General features: G+C 36.8%; 22 protein-coding genes, 1 pseudogene and 1 riboswitch. Of the genes and pseudogenes, 6 read left to right on the plus strand and 17 right to left on the minus strand.

Features of this window, described 5'->3' with window-relative positions; all coding sequences use genetic code 11:
- Window positions 1-164: 164 nt before the first annotated feature.
- Entirely contained in the window at window positions 165-1241 is a 1077-nt protein-coding gene (locus SLH51_RS02595; protein WP_335958887.1) for an acyltransferase family protein, read from the minus strand.
- A 1089-nt stretch (window positions 1242-2330) separates the two neighbouring features.
- Here SLH51_RS02595 and SLH51_RS02600 point away from each other — a divergent pair.
- Window positions 2331-3455, plus strand: coding sequence for an acyltransferase family protein (locus SLH51_RS02600; protein ID WP_335958889.1), 1125 nt, complete (start codon window positions 2331-2333; stop codon window positions 3453-3455).
- Between the two features lie 12 nt (window positions 3456-3467).
- The gene (locus tag SLH51_RS02605) at window positions 3468-4541 is read left to right on the plus strand and encodes a serine hydrolase domain-containing protein (RefSeq protein WP_335958890.1); all 1074 of its coding nucleotides are present in this window, start codon (window positions 3468-3470) and stop codon (window positions 4539-4541) included.
- Window positions 4542-4622: 81 nt separating this feature from the next.
- Here the strand turns inward: SLH51_RS02605 and SLH51_RS02610 are convergent, their stop codons facing one another.
- Window positions 4623-5456 carry a CAP domain-containing protein gene (locus SLH51_RS02610; RefSeq protein WP_390183799.1) on the minus strand — a complete coding sequence of 278 codons (834 nt, stop codon included), beginning with the start codon at window positions 5454-5456 and terminating at the stop codon, window positions 4623-4625.
- A 335-nt stretch (window positions 5457-5791) separates the two neighbouring features.
- Here SLH51_RS02610 and SLH51_RS02615 point away from each other — a divergent pair, with 335 nt between their 5' ends.
- Entirely contained in the window at window positions 5792-5974 is a 183-nt protein-coding gene (locus SLH51_RS02615) for a DUF3918 family protein (RefSeq protein ID WP_335958894.1), read from the plus strand.
- 89 nt (window positions 5975-6063) lie between these two features.
- Here SLH51_RS02615 and SLH51_RS02620 read toward each other — a convergent pair whose 3' ends face one another.
- The 8 genes from SLH51_RS02620 to SLH51_RS02655 form a co-directional block, all read right to left on the minus strand.
- Window positions 6064-6471 carry a VWA-like domain-containing protein gene (locus tag SLH51_RS02620; RefSeq protein ID WP_335958896.1) on the minus strand — a complete coding sequence of 136 codons (408 nt, stop codon included), beginning with the start codon at window positions 6469-6471 and terminating at the stop codon, window positions 6064-6066.
- A 254-nt stretch (window positions 6472-6725) separates the two neighbouring features.
- A complete protein-coding gene (locus tag SLH51_RS02625; protein WP_335958898.1) occupies window positions 6726-7730 on the minus strand; it encodes a LacI family DNA-binding transcriptional regulator in 1005 nt (334 codons plus the stop codon).
- 48 nt (window positions 7731-7778) lie between these two features.
- Complete coding sequence (gene hisD / locus SLH51_RS02630) at window positions 7779-9068, minus strand: histidinol dehydrogenase (RefSeq protein ID WP_335958899.1); 1290 nt, start codon at window positions 9066-9068, stop codon at window positions 7779-7781.
- 282 nt (window positions 9069-9350) lie between these two features.
- The gene (locus SLH51_RS02635) at window positions 9351-9788 is read right to left on the minus strand and encodes a hypothetical protein (protein WP_335958900.1); all 438 of its coding nucleotides are present in this window, start codon (window positions 9786-9788) and stop codon (window positions 9351-9353) included.
- Window positions 9789-10002: 214 nt separating this feature from the next.
- Window positions 10003-12027 carry a penicillin-binding transpeptidase domain-containing protein gene (locus SLH51_RS02640; RefSeq protein ID WP_335958901.1) on the minus strand — a complete coding sequence of 675 codons (2025 nt, stop codon included), beginning with the start codon at window positions 12025-12027 and terminating at the stop codon, window positions 10003-10005.
- Between the two features lie 167 nt (window positions 12028-12194).
- Window positions 12195-12398 carry a cold-shock protein CspD gene (cspD, locus tag SLH51_RS02645; RefSeq protein WP_034633915.1) on the minus strand — a complete coding sequence of 68 codons (204 nt, stop codon included), beginning with the start codon at window positions 12396-12398 and terminating at the stop codon, window positions 12195-12197.
- 810 nt (window positions 12399-13208) lie between these two features.
- Window positions 13209-14075 carry a Cof-type HAD-IIB family hydrolase gene (locus SLH51_RS02650; RefSeq protein WP_335958903.1) on the minus strand — a complete coding sequence of 289 codons (867 nt, stop codon included), beginning with the start codon at window positions 14073-14075 and terminating at the stop codon, window positions 13209-13211.
- A gap of 420 nt (window positions 14076-14495) precedes the next feature.
- Complete coding sequence (locus SLH51_RS02655) at window positions 14496-14675, minus strand: hypothetical protein (RefSeq protein ID WP_335958904.1); 180 nt, start codon at window positions 14673-14675, stop codon at window positions 14496-14498.
- Between the two features lie 116 nt (window positions 14676-14791).
- On the opposite strand from SLH51_RS02655, the gene SLH51_RS02660 reads away from it, so the two are divergent.
- Entirely contained in the window at window positions 14792-15358 is a 567-nt protein-coding gene (locus tag SLH51_RS02660; RefSeq protein WP_335958906.1) for a hypothetical protein, read from the plus strand.
- A 58-nt stretch (window positions 15359-15416) separates the two neighbouring features.
- Here the strand turns inward: SLH51_RS02660 and SLH51_RS02665 are convergent, their stop codons facing one another.
- A complete protein-coding gene (locus SLH51_RS02665; RefSeq protein WP_335958908.1) occupies window positions 15417-16133 on the minus strand; it encodes a YhcN/YlaJ family sporulation lipoprotein in 717 nt (238 codons plus the stop codon).
- Between the two features lie 258 nt (window positions 16134-16391).
- Between SLH51_RS02665 and SLH51_RS02670 the strand changes: the two genes are divergently transcribed.
- A complete protein-coding gene (locus tag SLH51_RS02670; RefSeq protein WP_335958910.1) occupies window positions 16392-16598 on the plus strand; it encodes an aspartyl-phosphate phosphatase Spo0E family protein in 207 nt (68 codons plus the stop codon).
- A riboswitch (Lysine riboswitch) is annotated at window positions 16599-16780 on the plus strand.
- 135 nt (window positions 16781-16915) lie between these two features.
- Window positions 16916-17803 carry a 4-hydroxy-tetrahydrodipicolinate synthase gene (gene dapA, locus SLH51_RS02675; RefSeq protein ID WP_335958911.1) on the plus strand — a complete coding sequence of 296 codons (888 nt, stop codon included), beginning with the start codon at window positions 16916-16918 and terminating at the stop codon, window positions 17801-17803.
- Window positions 17804-17954: 151 nt separating this feature from the next.
- On the opposite strand, the pseudogene SLH51_RS02685 reads toward dapA, so the two are convergent.
- The 6 genes and pseudogenes from SLH51_RS02685 to SLH51_RS02710 all read right to left on the minus strand — a co-directional run bounded on the left by SLH51_RS02685 (window position 17955) and on the right by SLH51_RS02710 (window position 25246).
- A pseudogene (locus SLH51_RS02685) lies at window positions 17955-18949 on the minus strand (DMT family transporter).
- 83 nt (window positions 18950-19032) lie between these two features.
- Window positions 19033-20232, minus strand: coding sequence for a M24 family metallopeptidase (locus tag SLH51_RS02690; RefSeq protein ID WP_335958914.1), 1200 nt, complete (start codon window positions 20230-20232; stop codon window positions 19033-19035).
- 110 nt (window positions 20233-20342) lie between these two features.
- The gene (locus tag SLH51_RS02695) at window positions 20343-21788 is read right to left on the minus strand and encodes an aldehyde dehydrogenase family protein (RefSeq protein ID WP_335958916.1); all 1446 of its coding nucleotides are present in this window, start codon (window positions 21786-21788) and stop codon (window positions 20343-20345) included.
- A 17-nt stretch (window positions 21789-21805) separates the two neighbouring features.
- A complete protein-coding gene (locus SLH51_RS02700; RefSeq protein ID WP_335958918.1) occupies window positions 21806-22843 on the minus strand; it encodes a homoserine dehydrogenase in 1038 nt (345 codons plus the stop codon).
- Window positions 22833-24035, minus strand: coding sequence for a M20 metallopeptidase family protein (locus SLH51_RS02705; RefSeq protein ID WP_335958919.1), 1203 nt, complete (start codon window positions 24033-24035; stop codon window positions 22833-22835). Before SLH51_RS02705 ends, SLH51_RS02700 begins: the two co-directional genes overlap by 11 nt.
- A 20-nt stretch (window positions 24036-24055) precedes the next feature.
- Complete coding sequence (locus tag SLH51_RS02710; protein ID WP_335958920.1) at window positions 24056-25246, minus strand: cystathionine gamma-synthase family protein; 1191 nt, start codon at window positions 25244-25246, stop codon at window positions 24056-24058.
- Window positions 25247-25280 lie beyond the last annotated feature (34 nt).

Genomic DNA, 25280 nt, shown 5'->3' on the forward strand with positions numbered 1-25280 from the left:
AGTGAATTCTAAGGTGAACTTAAACATTGCAATACAACTACATTCTTATAATACCTCACTTCCAAATTCTTCATATACAACTTAGTTAGATAATCTCTTATAAAAAATTTAAGAAACAACAAAAAAACATCGGTCCCCCTTTACCCGATGTTTTTTCGTGCACTTTATGCAGCTTTTGGCTCTTCTGTTTCTTTGAACACCTTCTTACGAGTAGCTGTTTTTCCAACAACAAATGCCCCAAACGGCAATTTTGAGATGACGTAGATAAGAACAATTGGAACAAAAACTCCAGCCACAAATTGGACAATTAAATAAATAAATTCCGTTGTTTCAGTCATTTGAACCCTTCTACTTAGTACTGTTTGAACCAATGGATGCAGCAAATAGATCCCATACGAATATCCACTAAATGAAACCACCCATCTTGGAATTCGGTTTACTTTCGAAACGAAGAAGAAAAAGAGAAAGAATAACAAAACCGTGTAGGGAATTATATCAAAACGAGCGGACGTCACTCGCATTAGTATTCCTGTATGATAAATAAATTGAACCAGCGCAAGCGAAGCGAGCGCACAGAACCCAATGAGCATCCAATTTCTTTTCAACATTTCGATAAAACGTTCATAGTTTCTTCCGCAATAATAGGCAACAACATAATAAAACAACCAGCCAATAAATAAAACTCTTGAAAAGAAAAAAGTCAAATAACTCGAATGATTAACGTAATCGATAAAATAAAAATATAAACTTACCCAATACCCCACACTAACGAAAAAACTAACCGTTAGGACATACATCAGTTTGAACCTATTTATATATTTTACGAATAGCAAATGTAACAAATAAAACTGAAAAATGATTAATACAAAATACCCATGCCAATGTCCTAATAAGTTGTAACCGAGCTCTCTGGCAAAATCGTTTATTGTCCATTCATATCGATAGGACTTATCAGCAGCATAAAACGCAGCCATTACTAGATAAGGTATAAGAATATACTTGATTCTCTTTATCAAAAATCCCTTAGGAATGTTTTCTTTGTATGCATGTGTCATGACGATGGTCGAAATCAACACAAACATCGGCGTCCCGTACAGCAATATCATTTGCAGAGTCCGATAAATCACTCGTTCGTCCCCTGTCACGGATAAGTCTGTAAGCACTCTACTTACGGCGTGAATGAGAACAACACTCAAACAAGCAATGCTCCGGAGCCAATACACTTCTTTCATCTCTTTCATGCGCACATCATCCACGCTCCTTTCCAAACAATCACTGAACACACTTCTACCTATTCTCTTCGATATCTTTCTTTTTCTCAATTAAAAATAATATCCTTTTTTAGATTTTTTTACCACTAAGGTGATATACAAATAACAACAAAAAAGCCCCTGTCCCTCTTCACGTACTGAGGGACTAGCAACCCGAGTAATCATACTTTATAAAGTTAGCAGGTATAAGAGTTCTCATAGATAAAAACACTTTATGATAAATAAAAAAAGAAAAAGATTGATACTGTGCTTCCAAATGAGGTAATTACGAAAATTGATCAAACCTATAAATCCTAGTGGAAGCTCAAAAACAGCACCATGCCATTTGGCTAGAGCATTGTTTTTATCGTGGCACTGGTGGTTCTGCCTAGTTACCACGATCACCCCATGGCTTATTTGGTGGGTTTTCAGAAAGAGAAACAGCACAAATCGATTATTGATAGGGTCACTCTTTGTCATAGCAATATCCATGTTTCTCGATTCATTTGGTGCGGAGTTAGGATTGTGGGATTACAGGTATGAAGTATAGCCATTTTTGCCATCCTTCTTACCTTGGGATATTAGCCTTATTCCCCGTGCTATTTTTTTCTTCAAATTAAACCTGAAATGAATCCAATAAAAAAGGCGATTTTCTTTTCAGTTCTTTCCTCTTTTATTGGCGAACCTCTCTTTGAATGGTTAGGATTTTATCATCCCTTAAATTGGATTCAATCTATTCATTTTTTATTTTTATTGTAATTTAATTAATTGAACATTTCCTCGTCATAAGTAAACATTTTGAGCCTTTAGACAGGTAATCTCATTATTTTTGGTATTTCTCCTTGCAATGAGCCTTGGTCAATTGTTTTAGAGAAATCATTATTTGCTAATAAGTATTTCCATTTGACATATACTGTATTAACTTTTAGCATGGTTGGTATTAAGAATTAATTGGTGGTAATTTCTGTTTAAATTAGCCTGTAGACGGGTATATAGTTAGAAATATTATGTTAGTGGAATGTCCAATGGACTTCCTTTATCTTACTATTTGAAACAAAACTAGAAAGATGTTGATCTAAAATGAAAAAAAAGCATGTAAATGAGATCTCTTTTTTAAGAAGCGTAGCCTGCTTAAGTATCGTGTTGCTACATTCCATTGTATGGGGGATGGAGTATATCGGCTTTTTATCTGATCTTCCATCTTACAGTAAGATTTTATTAGATTCTATTACCGTATTTTTATATTATGGGACACCTACATTCATTTTCATAACAGCATTTATTCTCGGGTTTAGTTACAGAGAGAAAGGTGAAATTTCCGAAGGCTTTTTAACAAAACGATTAAAATTTATTTTAATCCCTTATTTGTTCATGGCTATTCTTTATGCAACACCTTATAGTTTAGTATCTGTGGAACAATTTCTCCTTAAAATTGTCTTAAATATATTCATTGGCGACTTTCATGCTTATTTCGTCTTAATCATATTTCAATTTTATTTATTATTTGTCTTATTTAAGAAATGGTTAGACACCTATTCACCGATAAGAGTTATTCTATTTTCTTTATTCGTAAATGTGATGTACTTATCTTTTTTTAACTTTACCAATCCTATCGATATTATTTTCAGCGAATATATATGGGACCGTTTTTATTGGATTCCATTCCCTGGATGGATTTTTTATTTTTCACTTGCTTATTATATCGGTTGTCACTACCGAGCGTTTACTTACTATATTACTAGGTATAGAACATGTGTATTGGTTGCACCTTTTTTAACTGGGATTCTACTCCTTTATTTGTATCATAGCGGACTTATTACAATTCACAGTTCAAAGAGAATTGATATTTTGTTTCATACACTAAGTGTCATTGTATTTGTCCTTTTTGTTTCAAGAAAAATGAAAACCATACCTTCTTTGTTTCTTTCGATCAATAAATATTCCTACGGGATCTATTTGCTGCATACATGCTTTATGTCTTTGTTAATTTTGCTATTTAGATATTTTTCTTTTAATCTAGGCATTTTTACGATAGTAATCTTATTTGTCGGAAGTACGGTCGCTTCTATGGGAACCGTTTATTATTTGAATAGATTTTCATTCGGAAAGTATATAGTTGGTAAAGTGAACATCAAGCATAGCTCAGTGCCACCTGTTAGTTCAAAATCAATCTATGTAAATACAAATAATACCAGTAGTAGTTAGGATGATCGTTTTATGGTAGTTCGGAAAAAGAGAAAGCTTTTGCTGTTAGCAGGGATTATAAACCTTTTGGTCCTTTCGTTAATTGGCTGTAAAAATTCTTCTACTCAAGTCGAATCCACTACTTGGGAGTATCATAGAAACCCTGATGAAGTGGGATGGTCATTTGATAAATTAAAAAAAGCGAAGGATTATTATGATTCAATTGGTTCTACTGCTGCAATGGCTATATATGATGGAAAAGTGTTGTTTGAATGGGGAGATGTTACAAAAAAATCAAATGTTCACTCAGTGAGAAAAAGCTTCCTGAGTGCGCTTTTGGGGATCTATGTACAGGAAGGGACCATACATCTTGAGGAAACATTAAACGAATTAGGTATCTCTGACAATGTCACACTTACGATGCTTGAAGAAAATGCAACAATTGCAGACCTTCTTACTTCTCGTTCTGGTATTTACCTAAGGGCAGGAGAGGAATCCTTGTTAATGAGATGGAATCGTCCTGAACGAGAGTCTTATGTACCAGGTTCTCAATTTCATTACAATAATTGGGATTTTAATGTACTCGGCACTATATTTAATAACAAAACAAACTCTGATTTATTTGAGGAATTTAATGAGAGGATCGCTATTCCAATTGGAATGGAGGATTATGTTTTAGAAGATTCCATTTATAAATATGAATTAAAGCGCTCAATGCATCCATCTTATTTGTTTCGTATGTCTGCAAGAGACATGGCGCGCTTTGGGCTATTATTTTTGCAGGATGGGCAATGGGCCGGTCAGCAACTTATTCCTAAAGATTGGATTTCTGAAAGTACATCTGTACAGACGCCTGTCCCCACTTCCATTGAATATGGTTATGGTTACATGTGGTGGGTAGCCGATGCTAAACCTTTTAATGAATTAGGTCTATACTCTGCAATTGGGAGATATGGACAATCAATCGATATTATTCCAGAAGCAAACCTTGTCTTTGTCCATCGTGTTAATTCAGATCGTCTTATCAATAGAACTGTTAACCATGTAAATGACAAAAAAAGATTAACCTTGCTTGAGAAAGTTTTAGATGCACACATCGGGGATTAATTAGTCCATTTAAAAGTTATATATAAATTCTTTCCACAACAAAAACGGAGTTCATTACGAGCTCCGCTTTTTCAATCTATGTTATTTGCTAATAAACATTTGCGTCCAATAATTTCCATTTTGATGATATCCAACACCTATGTGAGTATAATCACCATTCATAATGTTTGCACGATGGCCTTCACTATTCATCCATGCTTGTACAACTTCCTCAGGAGATCTTTGCCCTTGGGCAATGTTTTCACCTGCTGAATTATACGATATATCAAAATCCCTCATCATATCAAATGGTGATCCATAGGTAGGACTTGTATGTGAAAAATAATTATTTTCTTGCATATCCTTTGACTTCACTCTGGCAACATTGCTTAAAGAAGCATCTGCTTGTAAATCTGGTAATCCATTGTTTCTTCTTTCTTGATTGGTTAATTCAATAACTCTTGACTCTACTTCACTTATTCCTTGTGTTTGTTCTGTTTCTTGTTCTTGCGGTTCCTCTTGCTGTTCAGGCTCTGGAGCTGGTGCTTCTGGCTGCTGAGGTGCTGCATTAGGTTGTCCTGGTTGTTGTGGTGTTGCATTAGGCTGTTCTTGCCTTGGTTGTCCTGGTTGTTGTGTTGGAACACCCGCTTGTAAGCGCTCTGCAATATCTTCTGGTCTTAATTGAGTTGCTCCTTCTGGCAATAATCGAGCGATATCTTCTGGCGTTAACTGCTCTACCCCTTCCGGTAAATGTTGCACGATATCACCTGGTAAAATACGAGCAATCTCATCTCGATTCATTTGAACAGAATGCTGTACATCAAAATCATACTTCGCGTGCTGAACTTGTATTGGCTTCGTATGAGGAAATTCCTCACTTGAAGCTGTTGTAAAATCACTAGAAATTTGACCTTCACTGATGCGTTGACCCTCCATCGAGTTTTCCTCATTATTACAGCCAACAATCGATAATAACACCAGACTCACCATACATAAAGCCATTAAAATTCTTTTCATCATAACATACTCCTTTTCAATATAATCAATAATAGTATTTCCGGTTTACAGAAATTAAAAATGGAAATTATTGAGAAAAAGTCAATTTGGTTACATGTAAGTTCACTACATTAACTAAGGCTACTCTTTCTAAGATTTGACTTAAAAATGACTGATAGTGGCAAGAGTTGGTTATGAATAAAAATGCTCTGTATGACTGATGCTAAAGAATGTTTGATACAAAAATTCAAACAGAAATAAAGGGGGAAAAAAGAATGGCAATGTTTGGTCGTAGACGTAGGAACAAGAACAACGGATTAATGATGTCTGTAGTAGGTTTAGGGGTCGGAGCAGCTGCCTATACGATGATGAGAAAACGTAATAACGGCGGTGGAAATAACATGAATATGATGGAACCTTTTAAAGACATATTAGGTCAAAATCAAAACAACCAATAAACTGTGTATGCCAAAAAGGGGATTCAATTGAATCCCCTTTTTTTTAGTACAAGGACCTAAAATGTTAGGTTCTGTAGTGGTTTTGTTTTTTACGCTATTTTTAACGTTTTCCCGAACGGAACTTTAGGTATGAAGTCATTAGGAACAAGCCACATCACATCATATTTGACCTGTAATTCCTCATAAAAATAACCAGTGACATCCGTTATATAAAAAAGAATGTCAATGTTCTCTTCTTCTCCCCACTCGAGAACTTCTGTATAGGAAGATTTCCCATGCTTAAAATACGTAATGTCAGCCTCTTCAATGGAGGAAATTTTTCTTATTTTAAAATCAGATTGCACAAGTTTCGTCTCTGAGTTAATTTCTCCAAATAAAGTAACAATGTTATGAATTAATTCAGAATTCACTTCATTCGTAGACGTATCCACCGCCAGGGCAATTTTTTTTCCTTGGTGTCGTTGAAGAGTATTGAGTAGTACTTTTTGCCATTTCACATGCATCTCTCCCTAATCATTAATAACTGCAACCCTTATTTTGTTTTTAGAAGCTAAAGATATACCTCATTTTCAGCTTCAAATCTTTCATCTTTTTTTTAAGCTTATTGAGTATACATGTATGATAAACCATTCGTCAACAAGCAAATGAATACACGTAAATCAAAAGCCTAGGATGAGATTAATCTCATCCTAGGCTTTTGATTTTTCCACATACTACTACCCGTTTTTATCCGATACCCATAGAAGCTCCTTTATGTTCTATTCTTAACAGAACCTCTTATAATTAGTTCTCCTGATAAAGAACGAGTGACAACCTTTCTCTTTTTTTCATTAATTTCATCCATCAATAATTGAATGGTAGCCTCAATCATTTCTTCCACTGGTTGTTTCCACGTTGTTAAAGAAAACGATGGCCAACTAGCCATACTAATGTCATCAAAACCAACAACAGATAATTCTTCAGGAATTCGATATCCTAAAGATTTTGCGGCATCAATTGCACCAAGTGCAGTTATGTCATTTCCACAAAAGATACCGTCAATTTGTTTTTCTGCTTGTAATAATTTTCTCATAGCAGTAAATCCACTCTCGTAAGTATAGTTTCCAATCTCAACAGAAAGATTAAAAATCCCCTTTTTTGCAAGCGCTTCTTCAAATCCCTTTTTACGATCAATTGTTGTAGACGTATCAAGAGGTCCTGAAATGAAAGCAAAATGCGTATGTCCAGTTTCTACTAAAAACGTTCCAATTTGTTGGCCAGCTAAATAGTTATCGCAAAAAACAGCACTACATTCTGGGTTTTCAATGTAACGGTTGAAAAGTACAACTGCGATTTCATTTTTAAGAAACCTTTGAACGGCTGACGATGATAATAATGCATCTGTTATGATGACTCCTTCAACATGGTACTCAATTAAATGATTAATCTCATCTTCTTGAACGAGATCATGTTCAGAACTAATGAAAATTAAGTGATAACCTTTTTTTGCTAAACATGTATAAAATTTTTCAAGTACTTCAGGGTAAAATGGATTTTGGATGTTTCGCATAACGATACCAATCATTTTTGTCTTATTTGTAATAAGACCTCTGGCAATCGCATTAGGTTGATATCCTAACACCTCTGCAGCAGAGAGAATTTGCTTTCGTTTTTCATCTGATACTTTTGCCCCAGCCCCAAAAACTCTAGACACTGTAGATTGCGAAACACCCGCTAATTTAGCAACATCCATTGAAGTTACTTTCCTTTTACTCATTCAAATTCCCCCTAAAAATCCACAGGGAAATTATATCATATATTGATTTTAGTTTTTAACTGTATCCTTTTTATAGCGCTTTACACGGAGGTCTGCTTGTGCTTTGTGGCCCATGAAACCTTCCAGTTCACATAAGCGAGAGCCATATTCACCTACAACAACACTCGCTTCAGGCGTACATTTTTGATACGTACAAGTTTTAAGGTATTTACCAACCCAAAGGCCACCGGTAAATCGAGCTGCACCTTTAGTTGGTAACGTGTGATTTGTACCTATTACTTTATCTCCGTATGCAACATTTGTTTCAGGCCCTAAGAATAACGCACCAAAATTTGTCATATTTTTAAGGAAGTAATTGGGGTCTTCTGTCAATACCTCTACATGCTCATAGGCAAGTTTATCTGCCTCTGTAACAGCTTCTTCTAAACTATTTACAAGGATAATAGAACCATAATCATTCCAAGCTACACCGGCAATATCTGCTGTAGGCAGTATTTCTAATTGGCGTTCAATTTCCTTCACTGTCTCCTCCGCTAGTGACTTTGAAGTTGTAATTAAAGCAGATGGAGATGTTGGTCCATGTTCGGCTTGACCAAGCAGATCTGTTGCAACCATTTCTGCATCTGCTGTTTCGTCCGCAATGACAAGGGTTTCTGTTGGTCCTGCAAATAAATCAATTCCAACTCTTCCAAACAATTGGCGCTTTGCTTCAGCAACAAATGCATTCCCAGGCCCTACGATCATATCTACTGGCCTAATTGACTCTGTACCAACCGCCATTGCTGTCATTGCTTGAACGCCACCAAGAATGTAAATTTCATTCGCACCAGCTAAATACATAGCTGTTACAGTTGCAGCAGGAATTTCACCTTTAATTGGCGGTGTACACGCAATAACTCTTTTCACACCCGCAACTTTTGCAGTTAAAATACTCATGTGGGAAGAAGCGACCATTGGGTACCTCCCTCCAGGTATATAACACCCTACACTGTTAACTGGGATATTTTTATGTCCTAAGATCACACCAGGTAATGTTTCTACTTCGATGTCTTTCATTGACTCCTTTTGTTTCTCCGCAAAATTTCGTACTTGTGCTTGAGCAAATTTAATATCATTAATTGTTTGTTCTGGAACTGATTTTACAATTTCAGTAATTTCGGTGTCACTTAAACGAAAGTTCTCCGCTTTCCAGTTATCAAACTTTTCAGCCAAAGCTCGTACTGCCTTATCACCAATTTGCTCAACATCCTTTATAATTCCACTAACTATCTCTTGTACTTTTGCTTGAGATTCTTGAATTTCAACATCGCTTTTTCCTGATTTTAAATATGTAGCCATTCTTTTCACTCTCCTTTAGTGTTTTGCATACGTATTCAAAAAAATGAAAGTTATTTAAGTTAGCTTATCACTATCAATATATTTTTAAAAATTCATTTATGAATACGTATGCAAATCAATTATAAGAGGTTTTTAGAAAACCGTAAACCCTTTCTTTTTCTTTTTATAAATGTCTTTAAATTATAGCTATCACTTTTTTCTAATAAGACATTATTAACTTAAACAAAAAAATTACTCAGGAACGCATGGATATGCATTTCCTAAGTTAAATTAAAGCTCTATCTATAAAGCCAAACGATTCCACTCGTGTGTTAGCTCTGCTAATTTATCTTTTATATTATTTATAGAGTTGACATCAGCAATTTTCAAGTAATATGTCAACTCAATTAAATAATGATCAATTTCACTATAAACAGCCTCCCTATTTCTTTTTATTTCATTATTTTTTGAAGCTACTTTAACTGTAAAATCAATATCATTGTCTAACACTTTTAATACATTTGGACTTTTTAACTTCGCCTCGACTAATTCTAAAAACCCTTTATGCCTAATAAATACTAATTTATTATTTACTTCACTGTTATAAATATTTAATATCATTTTTCCTTTATTAAACCCCCAAAAAATGCGATATTTATTTTGGAGTACACCATTAATTAACTTATCTAATTGATTTTTAGGAACACAAATGGATAGATCATCATAATGTGTTGCTTCCATTTTCAATCACCCCTTACCATTATAGTAATTGCTGAGTATTAATAATGTGTATACAATTCAGACTAATTATAGACGTTTGAATCATTTTCTTATCTCAATACCAATGATGTAAGCACTTACATTTCTATTATATTCACACATTTCAATTCATGCCACTTTTCTTTCCCCTGTTTTCTTTGCTAAAAGAGGATGTCTCCTTGAGACATCCTCTTTTTTAATTTGTAAAATGGCCTTTAAATACATTCTTTACTTTTTGAACAACATACCGACTCCCATTTCGATCCTCAACATTTTCAATCATCATCAGAACAAGAAGTTCGGGGTCGTCTGTATTCATCGCTACAAACCAACCTGTTTCTTCACCTTCGTCTTCTTGAGATAATTTATGTTCAGTGGTGCCTGTTTTACCAGCTAATCGTACGTGATTAAAATTAACTGCGGTCGCAGTTGCATTTTCGACAACTTCTAATAAAGTTTTTAAAATCGTTTGAGAATGCTCTTCACTCACAACATTTTCAAGTAAATATTCTGGTTCTTCATCCAAAAGTAGCAATGGTTTTGGAATAGATCCGTTTGCGACAAATGCTGAATAGAGCAATGATAAATGCAACGGATTTACAGACAACTCTCCTTGACCATAACCCGTATCTGCAAGCTGAATTTCATTTGGTATCGATTCCTTTGCAATCGATGAAGGTGTCAATCCAAAAACAAATGGGATATTCTCTCCGAAGCCAAATTTCTTAAACCCCTCTTCAAACACTTCTCTTCCCATATCAACTGCTACTTGTGCAAAATAGATATTATCTGAATACATCATCGCTTCACTAAGATTCAATTCCTTCAGTGGATTAGATACACGCCTTACACGGTAATCTCCCCAAGTTGAATCCTTCCTCCATCCGAGATCTGAACTTTCAAGCCTCTTATTTGGATCTAAACCATTACTAAGAGCGACTGCAGCTGTAATTGGCTTTATTGTTGAACCAGGCGTAAATGATTGAGTAAAGCGGTTTGTTAGAGGCCTTTTCTCATCATTATTTAGCGTCTCATACTTCTTATTCGAAATCCCTAAAATAAACTCATTTGGATCATAGGCTGGTGAACTAACAAGCGACAGAACTTCTCCTGTTACTGGATTCAATGCCACTCCAGTTCCAGCATCGTCAGCTTCATTTAACTGATTATAAATGGATTTTTGTAAATTACTGTCAATCGTCAACTGGTATGATTCTCCGTCTCTGGGATCTTTTTTAGCGATAATATCTTTCTCTTGACCGTCTGCACTTTCTGTAACAATAACGGATCCTATTTCGCCTCGAAGTCTGGTTTCTAATAGCTTTTCAAGCCCAGTCCTTCCAACTGTTGAATTAGCATGATACACTTTCTCCGAATCTTCTTCTAGCTCTTCGGCTGTGATCATTCCCATATAGCCTGTTAAATGAGCAGCAGCTTCTCCGAGGGGATACTCTCTAGCTGGAATTTGTCGATATGTAGCTCCAGGAATAGTCTCGTGTAGTCTTTCTACAAAACTCCTCTTTGATAGAGGAACTTTTTTTAGGGGGACAAGCGTATCAGGCCCTACCCAGCTTTGTTTTAAACTGTTATGAATAGATTCTTCAGACAGATCGATTTCTTTTGCTAAAGCACGGATCGATTCTTCTTCCTGCCCTTCCATGCGGACTGGAACAATTGCAATTTCATATGCGAATCCATTAACTGCCAGCTGTTCACCATTCCGATCAAAAATTTCTCCTCGATTTTCTGGATACAGGATTCGCATACTAATCGTATCTCCATAATCCAATACAGGGAAGATGATCGAGGGCGACCATTCTATTTTCCAGTTATTGTCTTCTTCATCAAGTTTCAACGGTACAAAAGATTCAAATACAAATTCTCCCGTGAACATGTCCATCTTATTCTCAAATGGCATGGATACTTCCGTTCTAACCTCTTCTTCTATTTGCTCGGACTCTTGTGCAATAAGATTAATTGATATTGAAGTCAACTCAATTTCACTATATGTATATGAGTACAGTTCAACAAATTCTTCTTCTAAGATCCTATCTTTACTCTCGACCGAAAGAAAAGAATACATAGCCTGATACTCCCCTTGTTCCCATAGCGTTGCAAACTCCTGAAATGTCTCTTCTGGAGTTGGTACCTGTTCTGAACAGCCGACTACGATAAATATCATTACTAATATTGCTAATAATAATGTTCTTTTTTGCATCATCACCAACACCTTTCCATTCTGGTCTCATATCATATTATACAAAACTTTCCACTAAATAGGAGGTTTTCTGCTTATTTATCTCCTTGTTAACATAATATTATTATAATTAATTAAAAACACACAAAAAAAACATCGCTTCAAACGAAGCAATGTTTTTGTTAAGCAATTTATAGTTTTACAACGTTAGCTGCTTGTGGTCCACGGTCGCCCTCTACGATTTCAAATTCAACAGATTGACCTTCGTCAAGTGATTTGAAACCTTCGCCAGTGATAGCGCTGAAGTGTACGAATACGTCGTTGCCGCCTTCTACTTCAATGAAACCGAATCCTTTTTCTGCGTTAAACCATTTAACTGTACCAGTTTGTGCCATGCTTAAAAACCCCAATCTTAAAATAATTTACTTAATATGCAATCGTATTTACAATCCGAGGTAAATAAAAATTCACATATTATAAGGAACATCAACCACGAATCGAGTGAATATCCCTTATAACATGTGAATACTGAACTCTATTAAGTGTTACTATTGATGCAATAAATATGGGTAAATATAAGGATTCATCATCCAATCTCCAAACGATGAAAGCCCTACCTCTCGTTCATCCTTGCGGCTCCGAAGCCGCGCCAGCTGAATGAAAAGCGCTAAAAAACAACTGAACGTTAACAACCGTTGTGTTAACTATATCCTATTTGATTGGAAATTGCAAGCAGCATTCATGCTTTTCGCTCCCTCTTTCGTTATCAATATCCCCCCTCTGTATCATAACAGAATTAAACAGAGCCTTTATTTCACAGGCTCTGTTTAATTCATGCTCTTGTTAATTTCTGCTGTAGTATTCATTTATAGATTTAAGGATTGAATGATCCTCTTTAATTACTACTGCTTTGCTACTTGCATGCGTTTTAGACTTCTTCATTTTCCCCTCACCCTTCCAACAAAATTATTTGAATTTTTCCTCTTTTCTTGCTTATATTATATGCCCTCTGTTCTATAATAGTCAATACTTTTTACTAAATTGTATTAATACATTGAAATTTATATTTAAAACAAAAATAATTAGCCCAAAAGCAAAGGGTTGGATCCACTAGCTTCCAATTTGCTAGTGGGATCCAACCCTGTAAAATTACTCCTTAAGAAAGTGCACGACCTTTCTCAAAAATCACTAAGCCGCACGTTTCTTTATTTATTCTCTGCTAACGCGCTTCGAATTGCAAAAGCAACACCGTCTTCTTCATTTGAATTCGTAACAAAGTCAGCTAACTCTTTAACCTCTTGCTCCGCATTTTCCATTGCTACTCTTACACCAGCTACTTCAAACATGGAAATGTCATTAAAACTATCCCCAATTACCATTACATCATTCATGGAAATTCCTAGTTTCTGTGCGTAAGCTTTTACTGCCAATCCTTTTTGAGCATGAATACTAGTAATTTCGATATTATCTCGTGCAGAGGCACTAATTGCTAATTGGTCAATATCTAATAGCTTCTTTCTAGTTAGGTTTCGTTTTTGATCATCTTTTGAAAAGGCGAGTACTTTTAATACAATCGTATCTTCTTGCTCTAGAAAGTTATGATAACTATCGACTAAGGTAATAGCTCCTACTTCAAACCGTTCTTTAGCTATTTCACGCATCGTTTCCATATCATCATCAGATCCAGAAGACAGTAAGAAATCCACTACTGTTTGCAACGCTTTTTCATAATTGTTTGAAACCGTTCCACGGTTCGTATAAACCTCAAAATAGATTTCATTTGTACGTAAGATGTCAAAAATGACATTTGCCTGTTCCTTGTTAATCGGAAAACTGGATAATATGTTTCCTTTTTCATCACGAGACTGAGCACCATTTACACTAATGATGGGACAAGTAATATTTGCTTCTTTAACTGGTAACCTTGCTTCTTTCTCGTCTCTTCCAGTTGCAACAACAACCTCTATTCCTTGATTTTGAGCTTCCTTTATTGCCTTAGCATTATCTGTTGTCACCTTTCTTATATCACCAAGTAATGTACCATCCATATCAATTGCAATTAACTTAATCAATTATTTCCACTCAACTCCTATATGTATCAAACTGTCCTATATCTTTCTCTTGCTAACTATTGTTATTTGACAAACGAGCAAAAGCAACCAAGTCACCTTGATCACAAAAATAGAACTCAACATCATTATACAAACTTAAAACTTGTTTTAAAGGAAGATCAACGTTTTCTTTTACTGTTATAACCAAATTAATCAGCCTCTTATTTCACTCTTAAAGTTGAAACTAGAGAACACCTTTAAGATCTCATCATTATTTTAATAAGCTCCTAACTCTCCTGTTCGTGCCTATTTCACTATAACATATCCAAACGAACTCAACATTTTGTGCCAAATTTACATCACGCACAAAAAGCATGCTTAAACAGCATGCGACTTTAAATAATGCGCTGGAAAAATGATTTATTTTTAATTTTTTTACTTCTAATTTCTTTTCCTTTTTTCGTTTTGTTGCATCATTTTAGCAATTTCACTTAATTCTTCATCTGCCTCTTTTGCTTGTTGATATTCAATGACATGAGCTACTCTATTTCCAAGTATCATAAATCCTAAAAAAAGTAAGAAAAACAATGACAACGCTATACTTATTATGACAGTATACATTGAACTTCCCCCTCCCGCTTTTTACCATCATACGGTTGAAGTTTGGGGTTAATGCATACTTTTTCCTACTTGTTTCATACTAGAGGAAACGTTTGTATATCGGAGGTTGATGTACTTTGAAAAAACAGAAGTTATTGTTTATTTTCGGGACAAGTTTGATACTCGCAAGTTGTGGTGCTGATTCAGAAGCGGATATCGTAAATGATATTGAAGCTCAACAATCTGAACCAGAATTTCACTATTACCCAAAACCAGCAAGCATAAGAGATCAAAACAAAGAAAAAATACCGGAGAACACAGCGCTTGAATCTTACGGTGATGAAGCTGGTCACTATATAAGTGAAACGACTACATTATTAGAGACGATGGCATCCTTATTTGAACAAAGAACCGTTCATACGACTGATGTTCAAACTGTCCTTACCCAATTAGAAGAACTAAGAGAAAAAAGTTCATCATTTATCGATTTAGACAGGCCGCAGCCTTTTGATGGATTACACCATGTCCATTTATCAACACTTATTGAAATAGATGCCCTTGAACGTGTTCTACTTGATATGAAAGAACCAATTCACCCACTTCAAGTAACGAATGCACGAGTATATTATGAGAATGCTGTTATGTCCCATAAACTAATGGAACGTGAATATTTATCAATTACGGAGGAATTAGGCATACATTAACAACAAATAATAGGTAATCTTTCAATTCAAAAAGAACAGGGTTTCCTGCTCCCTGTTCTTATCTTCCATGAGCTGCATCATCTATCAAATCTGCCAATTCCCCTACAGTTCCCCCAATTGCATCAAACGGTTGTTTAAGACTCACATGATGCTCAAGAGCACTCATTCGATTAACGATGTTTCGATTGGTCGTAATATACACATTTGAAAGATCCGTTACTTGTTCAATCTCTTGCTCAACTGAACGACGAAGTTTTCCACGGTCTTGCTCGTTTGACTCTAATCCAATAATAATCTTGTTTCCATCCGACATAACATGAGCGTCATGAATATTTTCTAGCGCTTCAATACGAGTTTCGATTTTTCTAGTGATGTCTGTAGATGCTTGTTGGTGTCGATTATTTTGTATCGTTATTTTCTTGTGTAATCGTGAATCTGAACTATGTGGATATTTATCACGTATTATCCCAGGGCGGTTGTTCAAGATCCTCGGTCCTTGCTGATTAATTCCTTCATGAGGCATACTCAAGTTACGTTTTCCTGTTGTGTACGCCCCCTCACGCATTAGCTGCGGAGCTGGATCTGTTAAGCCTTTTGGTGCATCGTCAGGAACCATCAAATCAGAGAGTGGGCCCTCTAAGTTACGAGCCTGGGCTACTCCAAAACCACTAAATCCTTCGTTCCGATTTGTATTGGCTCCCATTTCTTCTTTTTGAGGTAACGTGCAACCTGTTAAGATAAGTATTCCTATTAGCAGGTAGCCTACATATTTCATTGAAATCCCTCCTATCCCTATTGTGCGATTCTCTTCCTATTTTCAACCTGAAAAAATATAGAAATTCCTCATTTTTTCTGCAGAACTTGTCGATTCTTTTCTGTTTTTTCGCTGAATATGCCTACTTTAACAGAAGCACTTTTCAATATTTTTCTTTTAGTAATAATAAATTTCAAATAAACATCTACTTAGTTCACACATCTGAAGAAGTTCAAATTTCTTATTCTTTATAAAACATTCAAGGCGGAGTGGAAATAAATGTATGTAGCAGTAGAGAAAAAGCGATTACAATTGATGACTCTTGCCAAAAAGTACGGAATGACAGCAGAAATTACCGTTCAATGTAGTCAAGAACTGGACAAACATTTAAACTTACTGCAAGAAATTCATCATAAACCATTGCATTCGTTAAGAACATTTGGTAAGGTAAACACAAATTACGTTATATCTTACTTCATACTTTGAAGTGAGGGTAGAGGTGCAATTACCATTAGTACATTAGCGAAGGAGAATGAGCTCCATCGAAGCTAATTGAAAGGGGTACTTGCCGAAGCTAATAAAGACTCATTATTTATTAGCTGGGACTGTTCTAAATAGGGACAGTACTGTCATATAGCAAACTCGCTATATGGAGGGCTATCTCACACATTGAATTGGTTTTGCTAAAGTGGCTTAACCTAACAACAATGAGTAGAGGCCTCATTGTTGTTTTTTTGTGCCTCCCAGTAGCCCATCTAACCCCATACGTACATGGAAAATTTTATGAATCGAGGGTGAATTGGATGAATTTTGGACGAATAGTAACCGCAATGGTGACACCATTTAATCAACATGGACAACTTGATCTTGTCGCAACAAAGGATTTAGTACAACATCTAATTGCAAATGGAACCGATGCTTTAGTAGTAGCTGGTACGACAGGAGAATCACCTACTCTTTCGACACAAGAGAAACTCCTTCTTTTTAAAACTGTTGTCGAAACTGTAGATGGACAAATTCCTGTTATTGCAGGAACTGGATCAAATAATACAAATGCTTCCATTGAACTGACAAAGCAAGCGGAAGAAATTGGCGTGGATGCGATCATGCTCGTTGTACCTTATTACAATAAGCCATCTCAGGAGGGAATGTTCGCTCATTTCAGTGCCATTGCTAACGAAACCAAATTGCCAGTAATGCTTTATAACATTCCTGGTCGTAGTGCAGTCAATATGAGTGTTGAAACAACGTTACGATTAGCACAAGTTTCAAATATTGTAGCAACAAAAGAGGCAAGTGGAGATTTAGAGGCGATGGCAACAATTATCGAACATGCACCTGAGGGATTCTCTCTATATAGTGGTGACGACAGTTTAACCTTGCCTATTTTAGCAATTGGGGGGACAGGCGTAGTGTCAGTTGCTTCTCATATTGTAGGAAGTGAAATGCAACAAATGGTGCGAAATTACCAATCAGGACAAGTGACTGCTTCGGCTATGCAGCATCGTCAACTTGTTCCAGTTATGAAATCATTATTTATGGCTCCAAACCCAACAGCAGTTAAAGCGGCTCTAGAGATGAAAGGTATCAAGGTCGGTTCAGTTCGTTTGCCTCTTGTTCCATTAACTGCAGAACAACAACAAGAGCTCCAAACAGTTGTACATCCAACGATGAACTTCTTTGTAAGTTAAGAAAAGACCGCATCTGCGGTCTTTTTGCTATGAGCGGAACCACAACTTTTTAGTCGTACGACGTGCTGCATGTGGAGACATTTGCCCTTCATTGAGAAAGCTTTCATACCTCTTTAAAATCACTCAAATTCTAAAAGCATGTAGCCTATAGCTACATGCTTTTTTGATGAACAGGATCCCGAACTTTCCTATGTTTACTTGTTGCCTTTTCAATGTATCCAGTACCAAATAAAACACCGATAACAATAAACAAGAAGCCAAACGTTTGATACCAATATACTTGCTCTTTTAAGAATATAGCTGAGCTAATTAAACCGAAAAAAGGCACAAAATTGTTAAATATAGCTGTCTGTCCTGCACCAATACGCGAAATGGCTGCATTAAATAAAAATGTCCTACTCCAGTCGCAAAAATAACAGAAACAAAGAAAATGACATACACAGGTATTGACGCCTCCATCACACTTCCTGCGTTCCTAGGCTCCACAACAAAACTTATAATTAGAAGTCCCACTGAACCAATCAAGAGCATCATGCTAGTCATTTGTTTAGAATCAAGGGTTTCTGTTCCTTTTTTTATAAAAATGAAGCTAAGCGCTTGAACGACCATTGCCACAAACACATAAAATTCTCCACGTGTAAGTGTTCCTTGGGTTCCGCCTTGAATACAACTTACTCCTATAAGTGCAAGACCTATTCCAATCGTTCTCCATATCGTTAGTCTATCTTTAAGGAATATCATCGCAAAAACTGACGTTGTTAATGGCAAAAGCGCTAAGATCAAAACGGCATTGGATGCATTGGTTAACGTTAGTCCAATTGCTAAAAAGTAATGATGACAAGTTACACCTAAAAAAGCTCCTATTAACGTATGCCTCCATTCTTTTTTCGTTAGGAATCTCATCTTCCGGCTTAGAATGATAATAGCAATAGTCACAACACCAGCAACAAATATTCGAAAAGTAGTCATCCATATAGGCGGAAACGTACTAACAAGTACTTTAAACATTACTACATTAAGTCCCCAAGTAATCATAACAAAGGTGACGATTGCGTATGTAAAAAGAAGTGATTTATCTTTCATTTTATTGTCCCCTCCGTATATCAGTAGTTGTATCTTAACACCTCCTTCAAAGTTGGTCATCATTTAAGTATTGATTATGTTTTAAAAATGGAATGAAAAAAGGAGTGTTTCAAAAAGTCATTTTCTGACTTTTTGAAACACTCCAATTAAGAGGTATGTTCATCAGTTAAAATAGAAAGAGTTGGTTTTTCATATAAATTACGTGGGAAGTTCGTTAATAAATCTACACCCGTATTTGTGACTTGAATGGTTTCGGTAATTTCAACTCCATAATCGTTATACCAAATTCCTGGCATCAAATGGAACGTCATATTTGGTTTCAAGATCGTTTGGTCCCCCGGTCTGAAACTAACTGTGTGTTCGCCCCAATCTGGGGGGAAGCTTAACCCAACTGAATAGCCAAGTCTAGAGCTTTTTCTATGACCGTATTTCCCAATCGTTTTACTCCAAACTCGTTCAACTTCTTCCGCTCTAATACCCGGTCGAATGAAATCAAGGGTCGCTTCTATTCCTTCCTCTACCACTTTAGCAAGCTCTTTCACCTCATTCGGAGCTGTTCCGATTGACATCGTTCTAGCCATAGGAGCATGATAACGCTTATAAGCACCTGCTATTTCAATTGTTAAGAAATCACCTTTTACATAGGGTCTTTCCGTCCATGTGAGATGTGGACAAGAGGTATTCTCATTTGTTGGCATCATAGGAACTATTGATGGGTAGTCACCACCAAATTCTTTCGTTCCTTGAATTTGAGCGTGATAAATGGCAGCTGCAACATCACACTCTCTAACCCCCACCTGTACTCGGTCATACGCTGCTGTCATTGCATTCTCGACAATTTTTCCAGCTCTTTTCATATACTTCATTTCCTGTTTTGATTTGATTAAGCGAATCATATTAATTAGACTAGATGTGTCTTTAAACATTGCATTTGGTAAGCCATGTTTCAATCGCTCATAACATAATGCAGTAAAGTAATGAACATCCATTTCTACGCCAATGATTCTTGTACTCTGCCCAATCTCAGTTAGAATATTAGCAACAAAGTCAATTGGATGACGCTCTGTCGATTGCACGTAGTAATCAGGATAAGCGATAATATGGTGCTCATCTAGCCACGTCGTTTTTGCTACACCTATAGCATCCATCTGTCTACCAATCCATATAGGCTGCGCATCTTCAAGTGTCACAACCATCATTTGATGAACATAAAAACTCCAAGCAGAATAATTAGTTAAATAATACATGTTCGATGGATTTGAGATGAGGAGAACGTCCACTCCTTCATCGACCATTCGCTTTTTTACTTGTTCTAACCGTTTTGTGTACTCTTCTAATGCGAACAATCATTTCACCTTCTTTCTCTCACTAGTCTATAGAATGTGATGCAGAATCTTCTATAGTTAGCCTTTTTCATTAATTGATAGCTTTTTTTGAAATCTGAACTGACTTTAAGTTACAATCGCTTTTGTAACTTAAATGCAACAACCTTTTGCTCTGTCATTGCCTCTATTGCATACCGAACGCCTTCCCGTCCGATTCCAGATCCTTTTATTCCGCCAAATGGCATTGCATCAATGCGAACATCACTACTGTCATTAATCATGACCCCACCAAATTGTAATTCGTGTATCGCTTTAAAGGCATGCTCGATATTTTCTGTAAAAATGCCCGCTTGCAATCCGTAATTTGTATAATTAGAACGCTCTATTGCTTCCTCAAGCGTGGTAACAGCTTCAATGATTACAACAGGTCCAAATACCTCTTGATTAGCGATTTCAGACGCCCTAGGGACATCTGTAAGAACGGTTGGCTCCAAGAAAGCCTTTCTTCGCTTTGATCCACAACAGACAGTTGCTCCAAGGTTCTTCGCTTCATGAATCCATTGCTCTACACGTTGTGCTTCTTTTTCAGAAATCATTGGTCCAACATCAGTTGATTCATCATTTTTAGCACCCATTTTTAACTTTTTTGTTTTCAAAATAAATTCATTTAAAAATTTTTCATAAACTGATTGTTCAACATAAATCCGTTGAACTCCAATACAGTTTTGCCCTGCAACACCAAATGCACCTGAAACTGTCGCCGAAACAGCCTCTGTTATATTAGCATCGTTTAATACAATCGTTGGCGAGTTAGACCCCAACTCCATCGCGGTCTTTTTGACTCCCACTTTTTGAGTAATTTCTTTTCCTGTTTCATAGCCGCCTGTAAATGAAACAAATCGGACATCATTATGTTGAATCAAGGGATCGCATATAATTGAACCATGTCCCGTAACAACCGATAAAACGCCAGCAGGTAACCCTGCATGTAAAAATGCTTCTGCTAGTCGTAATGCACTTAAGGGAGTCATAGATGCTGGTTTTACAATGACCGCATTACCAGAAGCAATAGCAGGACCAACCTTATGAGCAACTAGGTTAAGAGGATCATTAAATGGTGTAATAGCTGCCACGATTCCAACAGGAAACCGATAAACGTATCCGACTCGATTTTCATGCCCAGGCATTTGTGAAAACGGGATGGTTTCTCCTTCAATTCTTCTTGCTTCTTCAGCACTTAAACGTAATGTCTCAATACAACGCTTTACTTCTTTTCTTGCTTCTCGAATCGTTTTGCTACTTTCTAATACAATCGTTTTTGCGAAAACACCAGCATTTGTATCAATATAGGATGCTGCATCATGAAGAATTCTCATTCGTTCATGTACAGATAAGCTCGCATTTTGCCGCGCTCCCACTCGAGCTTGTGAAATGGCTAAATCTACATCACTTGCGCTTGCAGCAGGTACAGTTGCAATTAGTTCACCGGTACCCGGGTCGTACACGTCTATCGACTCTTTTCGATCTATCCATTGCCCCCCAATTAACATCCGCTCTTGAACAATTTGTTTCGCCATTTTCACCCCTCCATTCCTTATCGACTCCGTTCAATTTGTATTAAATCAATTAAGACCGCAAATCCAGTCTCTTTAATTCCTGCACCTGCCCCCATTAATGTAATTGGACCAGATAAGTCACACGTGTACGTGATCGCATTCATGGCGCCGGTTACACCAGCTAGCGGATCATCATACGGTACCATTTCAGGTTGAACAGCTGCTTTAATACCATTTTCCGTTACGGTCAACGACCCAATTAATTTCCAGCATTTTTGCAAAGATTTTGCTTTTTCTATATCATGAATTGTTAACTCAGATATCCCTTTGCAAATAACTTCCTCACGTTTTAACGGGTACCCTAACACGACATTCGCCAAGATTAACACTTTATATAAAACATCAAATCCTTTTACATCTGCTGTTGGATCTGCTTCTGCATATCCTAATGCTTGCGCCTCTTTCAACGCTGAATCATAATCGAGCCCTTCCTCCATGCGCATTAACATATAATTGGTTGTGCCGTTTAAAATACCTCTTATTTCAGTAATGTCATTGCCTGTAAGAGTTGCTTCAGGTAAGCGTAATGCAGGTGTTCCACTCATTACTGCACCTTCAAATAGCCACTGAACATCATTTTCCTGAGCAAGCTTTGAGAGTGTTTCGTAAGCTAATGCAACCGGCCCTTTATTGGTCATCACAACATTTTTCTTATTCTTAAATGCCCACTTACAATGATCAATCGCAGGTTGACCTGTAGTAACATCTGTAAATGTCATTTCAATAATTGAATCAGCATTCGAATTGGTAATGGTTTCTTCACTTGACCAACCACGAATGAGTCCTGGTTGATCAGGATACGCTTCAAGATTTCCCTTTTCCTTTATTACACTCATAACATCATCTAGGCAAAGTCCTTCCGGGCGATAAAGCGACCCTTTATATAAATCACAGATCGATACAATCGTAAAATCTATTTGATGCTCTTTGCTCAGTTTCGTGCTTTTTTCAAGTAGAATTTCAACAAACCCTTGACCTACTCCACCAAATCCAATTAAAGCAAGTTTATGTGCCATTTATATTCCCTCCTTTTTTTAGCAAAAGTAAGGTTGATTTGATCAGTGTTTGCATGCCTAACTCTAGAGCGCACTCATCAAAGCAAAACGTTGGTTGATGAAGACTAGTTTTCCTTTTTGTTTGATCAAAAGCTCCAAGAAACAACATTGCTCCTTTAAATCGGGTCGTCAGGTGACTAAAATCTTCTCCTCCCATGCCGTACGGCTCTTTGTGAATAGTAACATCTGGTCGAATTGTCTTTATCGCACACTCCAAAACGTCAACAATTTCTGAATCATTATAAAGAGCAGGCTCACCTAAATGTAGCGATAAATCGTAAGCCCCACCTAACCCTCGGATGGTCTCTAATCCTTTTTTTAGTTCAACTGCTAAGTGTTCTCTAGCAGTTTGCGAATACGTCCTCATCGTTCCTTTGATCACCACTGATGATGGAATAACATTCGAGGATGCTCCACCAGTAATTTGACAAATGCTTAGGACAGACGGCTCAAGCGCTGACAATTGACGATGAGACATGCTATATAAATAAGGTAATACCAATGAGGTGAGCCATATTGGATCAACTGATTGTTCAGGATAGGCTCCATGACCTCCCGTACCCATTATTGTAATTGTGAATGTGTCAACATTTGCCATGACCAATCCTGATGTTAATTTCACTTCTCCTAAAGGGAGTTCGGGATCTAAATGTAGGGCGATAATGGCTTCAGTACCTTCGAGAATCCCACTTTGTAATACATATTGCGCACCTGTGTTTCCCTTGTTATCTTCTGTTTCTTCCGCTGGTTGAAACAAACACTTTACTGTACCATGTAGTTTCTTTAATTCGTACAATTTAGACAGATAGAAAACAGCTCCAAGTAACATGGCAGTATGACCATCATGACCACATGCATGCATAACACCAGGTCGACAGGATTGATAAGCCGCTTCTGTTTCTTCTTTAATAGGCAGGGCATCAATATCTGCTCGAAGTCCAATAATTGGTTTTTCACCATCGCCAACCGTTACTAAAGCTCCTGTTTGTAAACCCAACTGTTCAACTCCTGTTGCTATGGTAACTCCTGGTAAGCCTTGTAATTGGTCAATTATATATTTTGTCGTTTCCACTTCCTGAAAGCTTAATTCCGGATACTGATGTAAGTGTCTTCTCCACTTAATTAAACGGGTATGCCACTGATTAGCTTCCATCTATACATCATCCTCATATATTAAAGGTCAATCGCTGCTAGAGCTTGTTGTAAGTCACAAATTAAATCATCTATGTCTTCAATTCCTGCTGAGTAGCGGACTAACCCTTCTGGTATGCCTAAAGCTGCGCGTTCTTCTGCTGAATTCTCAACATGACTTGTCGTTCTTGCTGGACCAACCGTTGTTTCGACTGCACCTAAATTTGCTGCACGATGAGCCAATTGCAATTTTGGTAAAAACTGCCGTACAGCCTCTAATTCTCCTTTTAACGCGAAACTTAGCATTCCACCAAACCCATTCATTTGTTTTTTTGCAATATCATGATGTTTGTGAGTTTCTAGTCCTGGATAATATACTTGCTCAACCTTTTCATGAGTTGATAAAAATTGTGCAATTTTCAAGGCATTTTCTTGTTGTTTTTCAACCCGAAGTTTTAATGTCTTCATTCCTCTTAAAAGAAGGTATGCAGCCATCGGATCCATGGTTGCACCATTAATTTCACGATAATGATAGATTTTCGTTACAAGCTCAGCTGAGCCACACACAACGCCACCTAAAGCATCTGCATGCCCACCAAGAAATTTCGTTGCACTATGAATAACTAAATCAACACCCTCACGTAGTGGATTCTGATTAATTGGGGTGGCAAATGTATTATCGACAAAAACAAGAGCACCAACAGCTTTGGCTGCTTTTGTGATTTGCTCAATATCCGTAATTTTTACTGTTGGATTTGTAGGTGTTTCTAAATAAACTAGTTTGCACCCTTTGGCAATTTCTTTTTCCATTTCTTCATGATTTCCTGTCTCAACTAACGTAACATCAATGTTCAACCTAGGTAAAAATTCAGAGAATATTTTATTTGTGCCACCATACGTATCTTTTATAGAGACAATCTTGTCACCAGGCACAAGAAATGTGAGAAGAGAATTCGATATAGCTGCCATTCCCGTCGAAAAGCTTGTTGCGGCTTCTGCATGCTCAAGCGCTTTTACTTTGTCTTCAAACGCTTGCACTGTTGGGTTGGTATTTCTACCATAAATATGGCCCTTTCGTTTACCTATAGCAACTTCATACCATACATCAATGTCATCATAATTATAGGCAACACTATGCACGACCGGGACTTGCGTTGCTCCATGCACCAAATACTCTTTTTCTCCAGCCCAAACTGACTTTGTACCTTCACTCATCGGTTTCTTTGCTTCCATTTTGCCACCCCTTTCTTTTCTTACTTTCATCGTA

The sequence above is a fragment of the Halalkalibacter kiskunsagensis genome (assembly GCF_037027555.1).
GTDB classification, from domain to species: domain Bacteria; phylum Bacillota; class Bacilli; order Bacillales; family Bacillaceae_D; genus Halalkalibacter; species Halalkalibacter kiskunsagensis.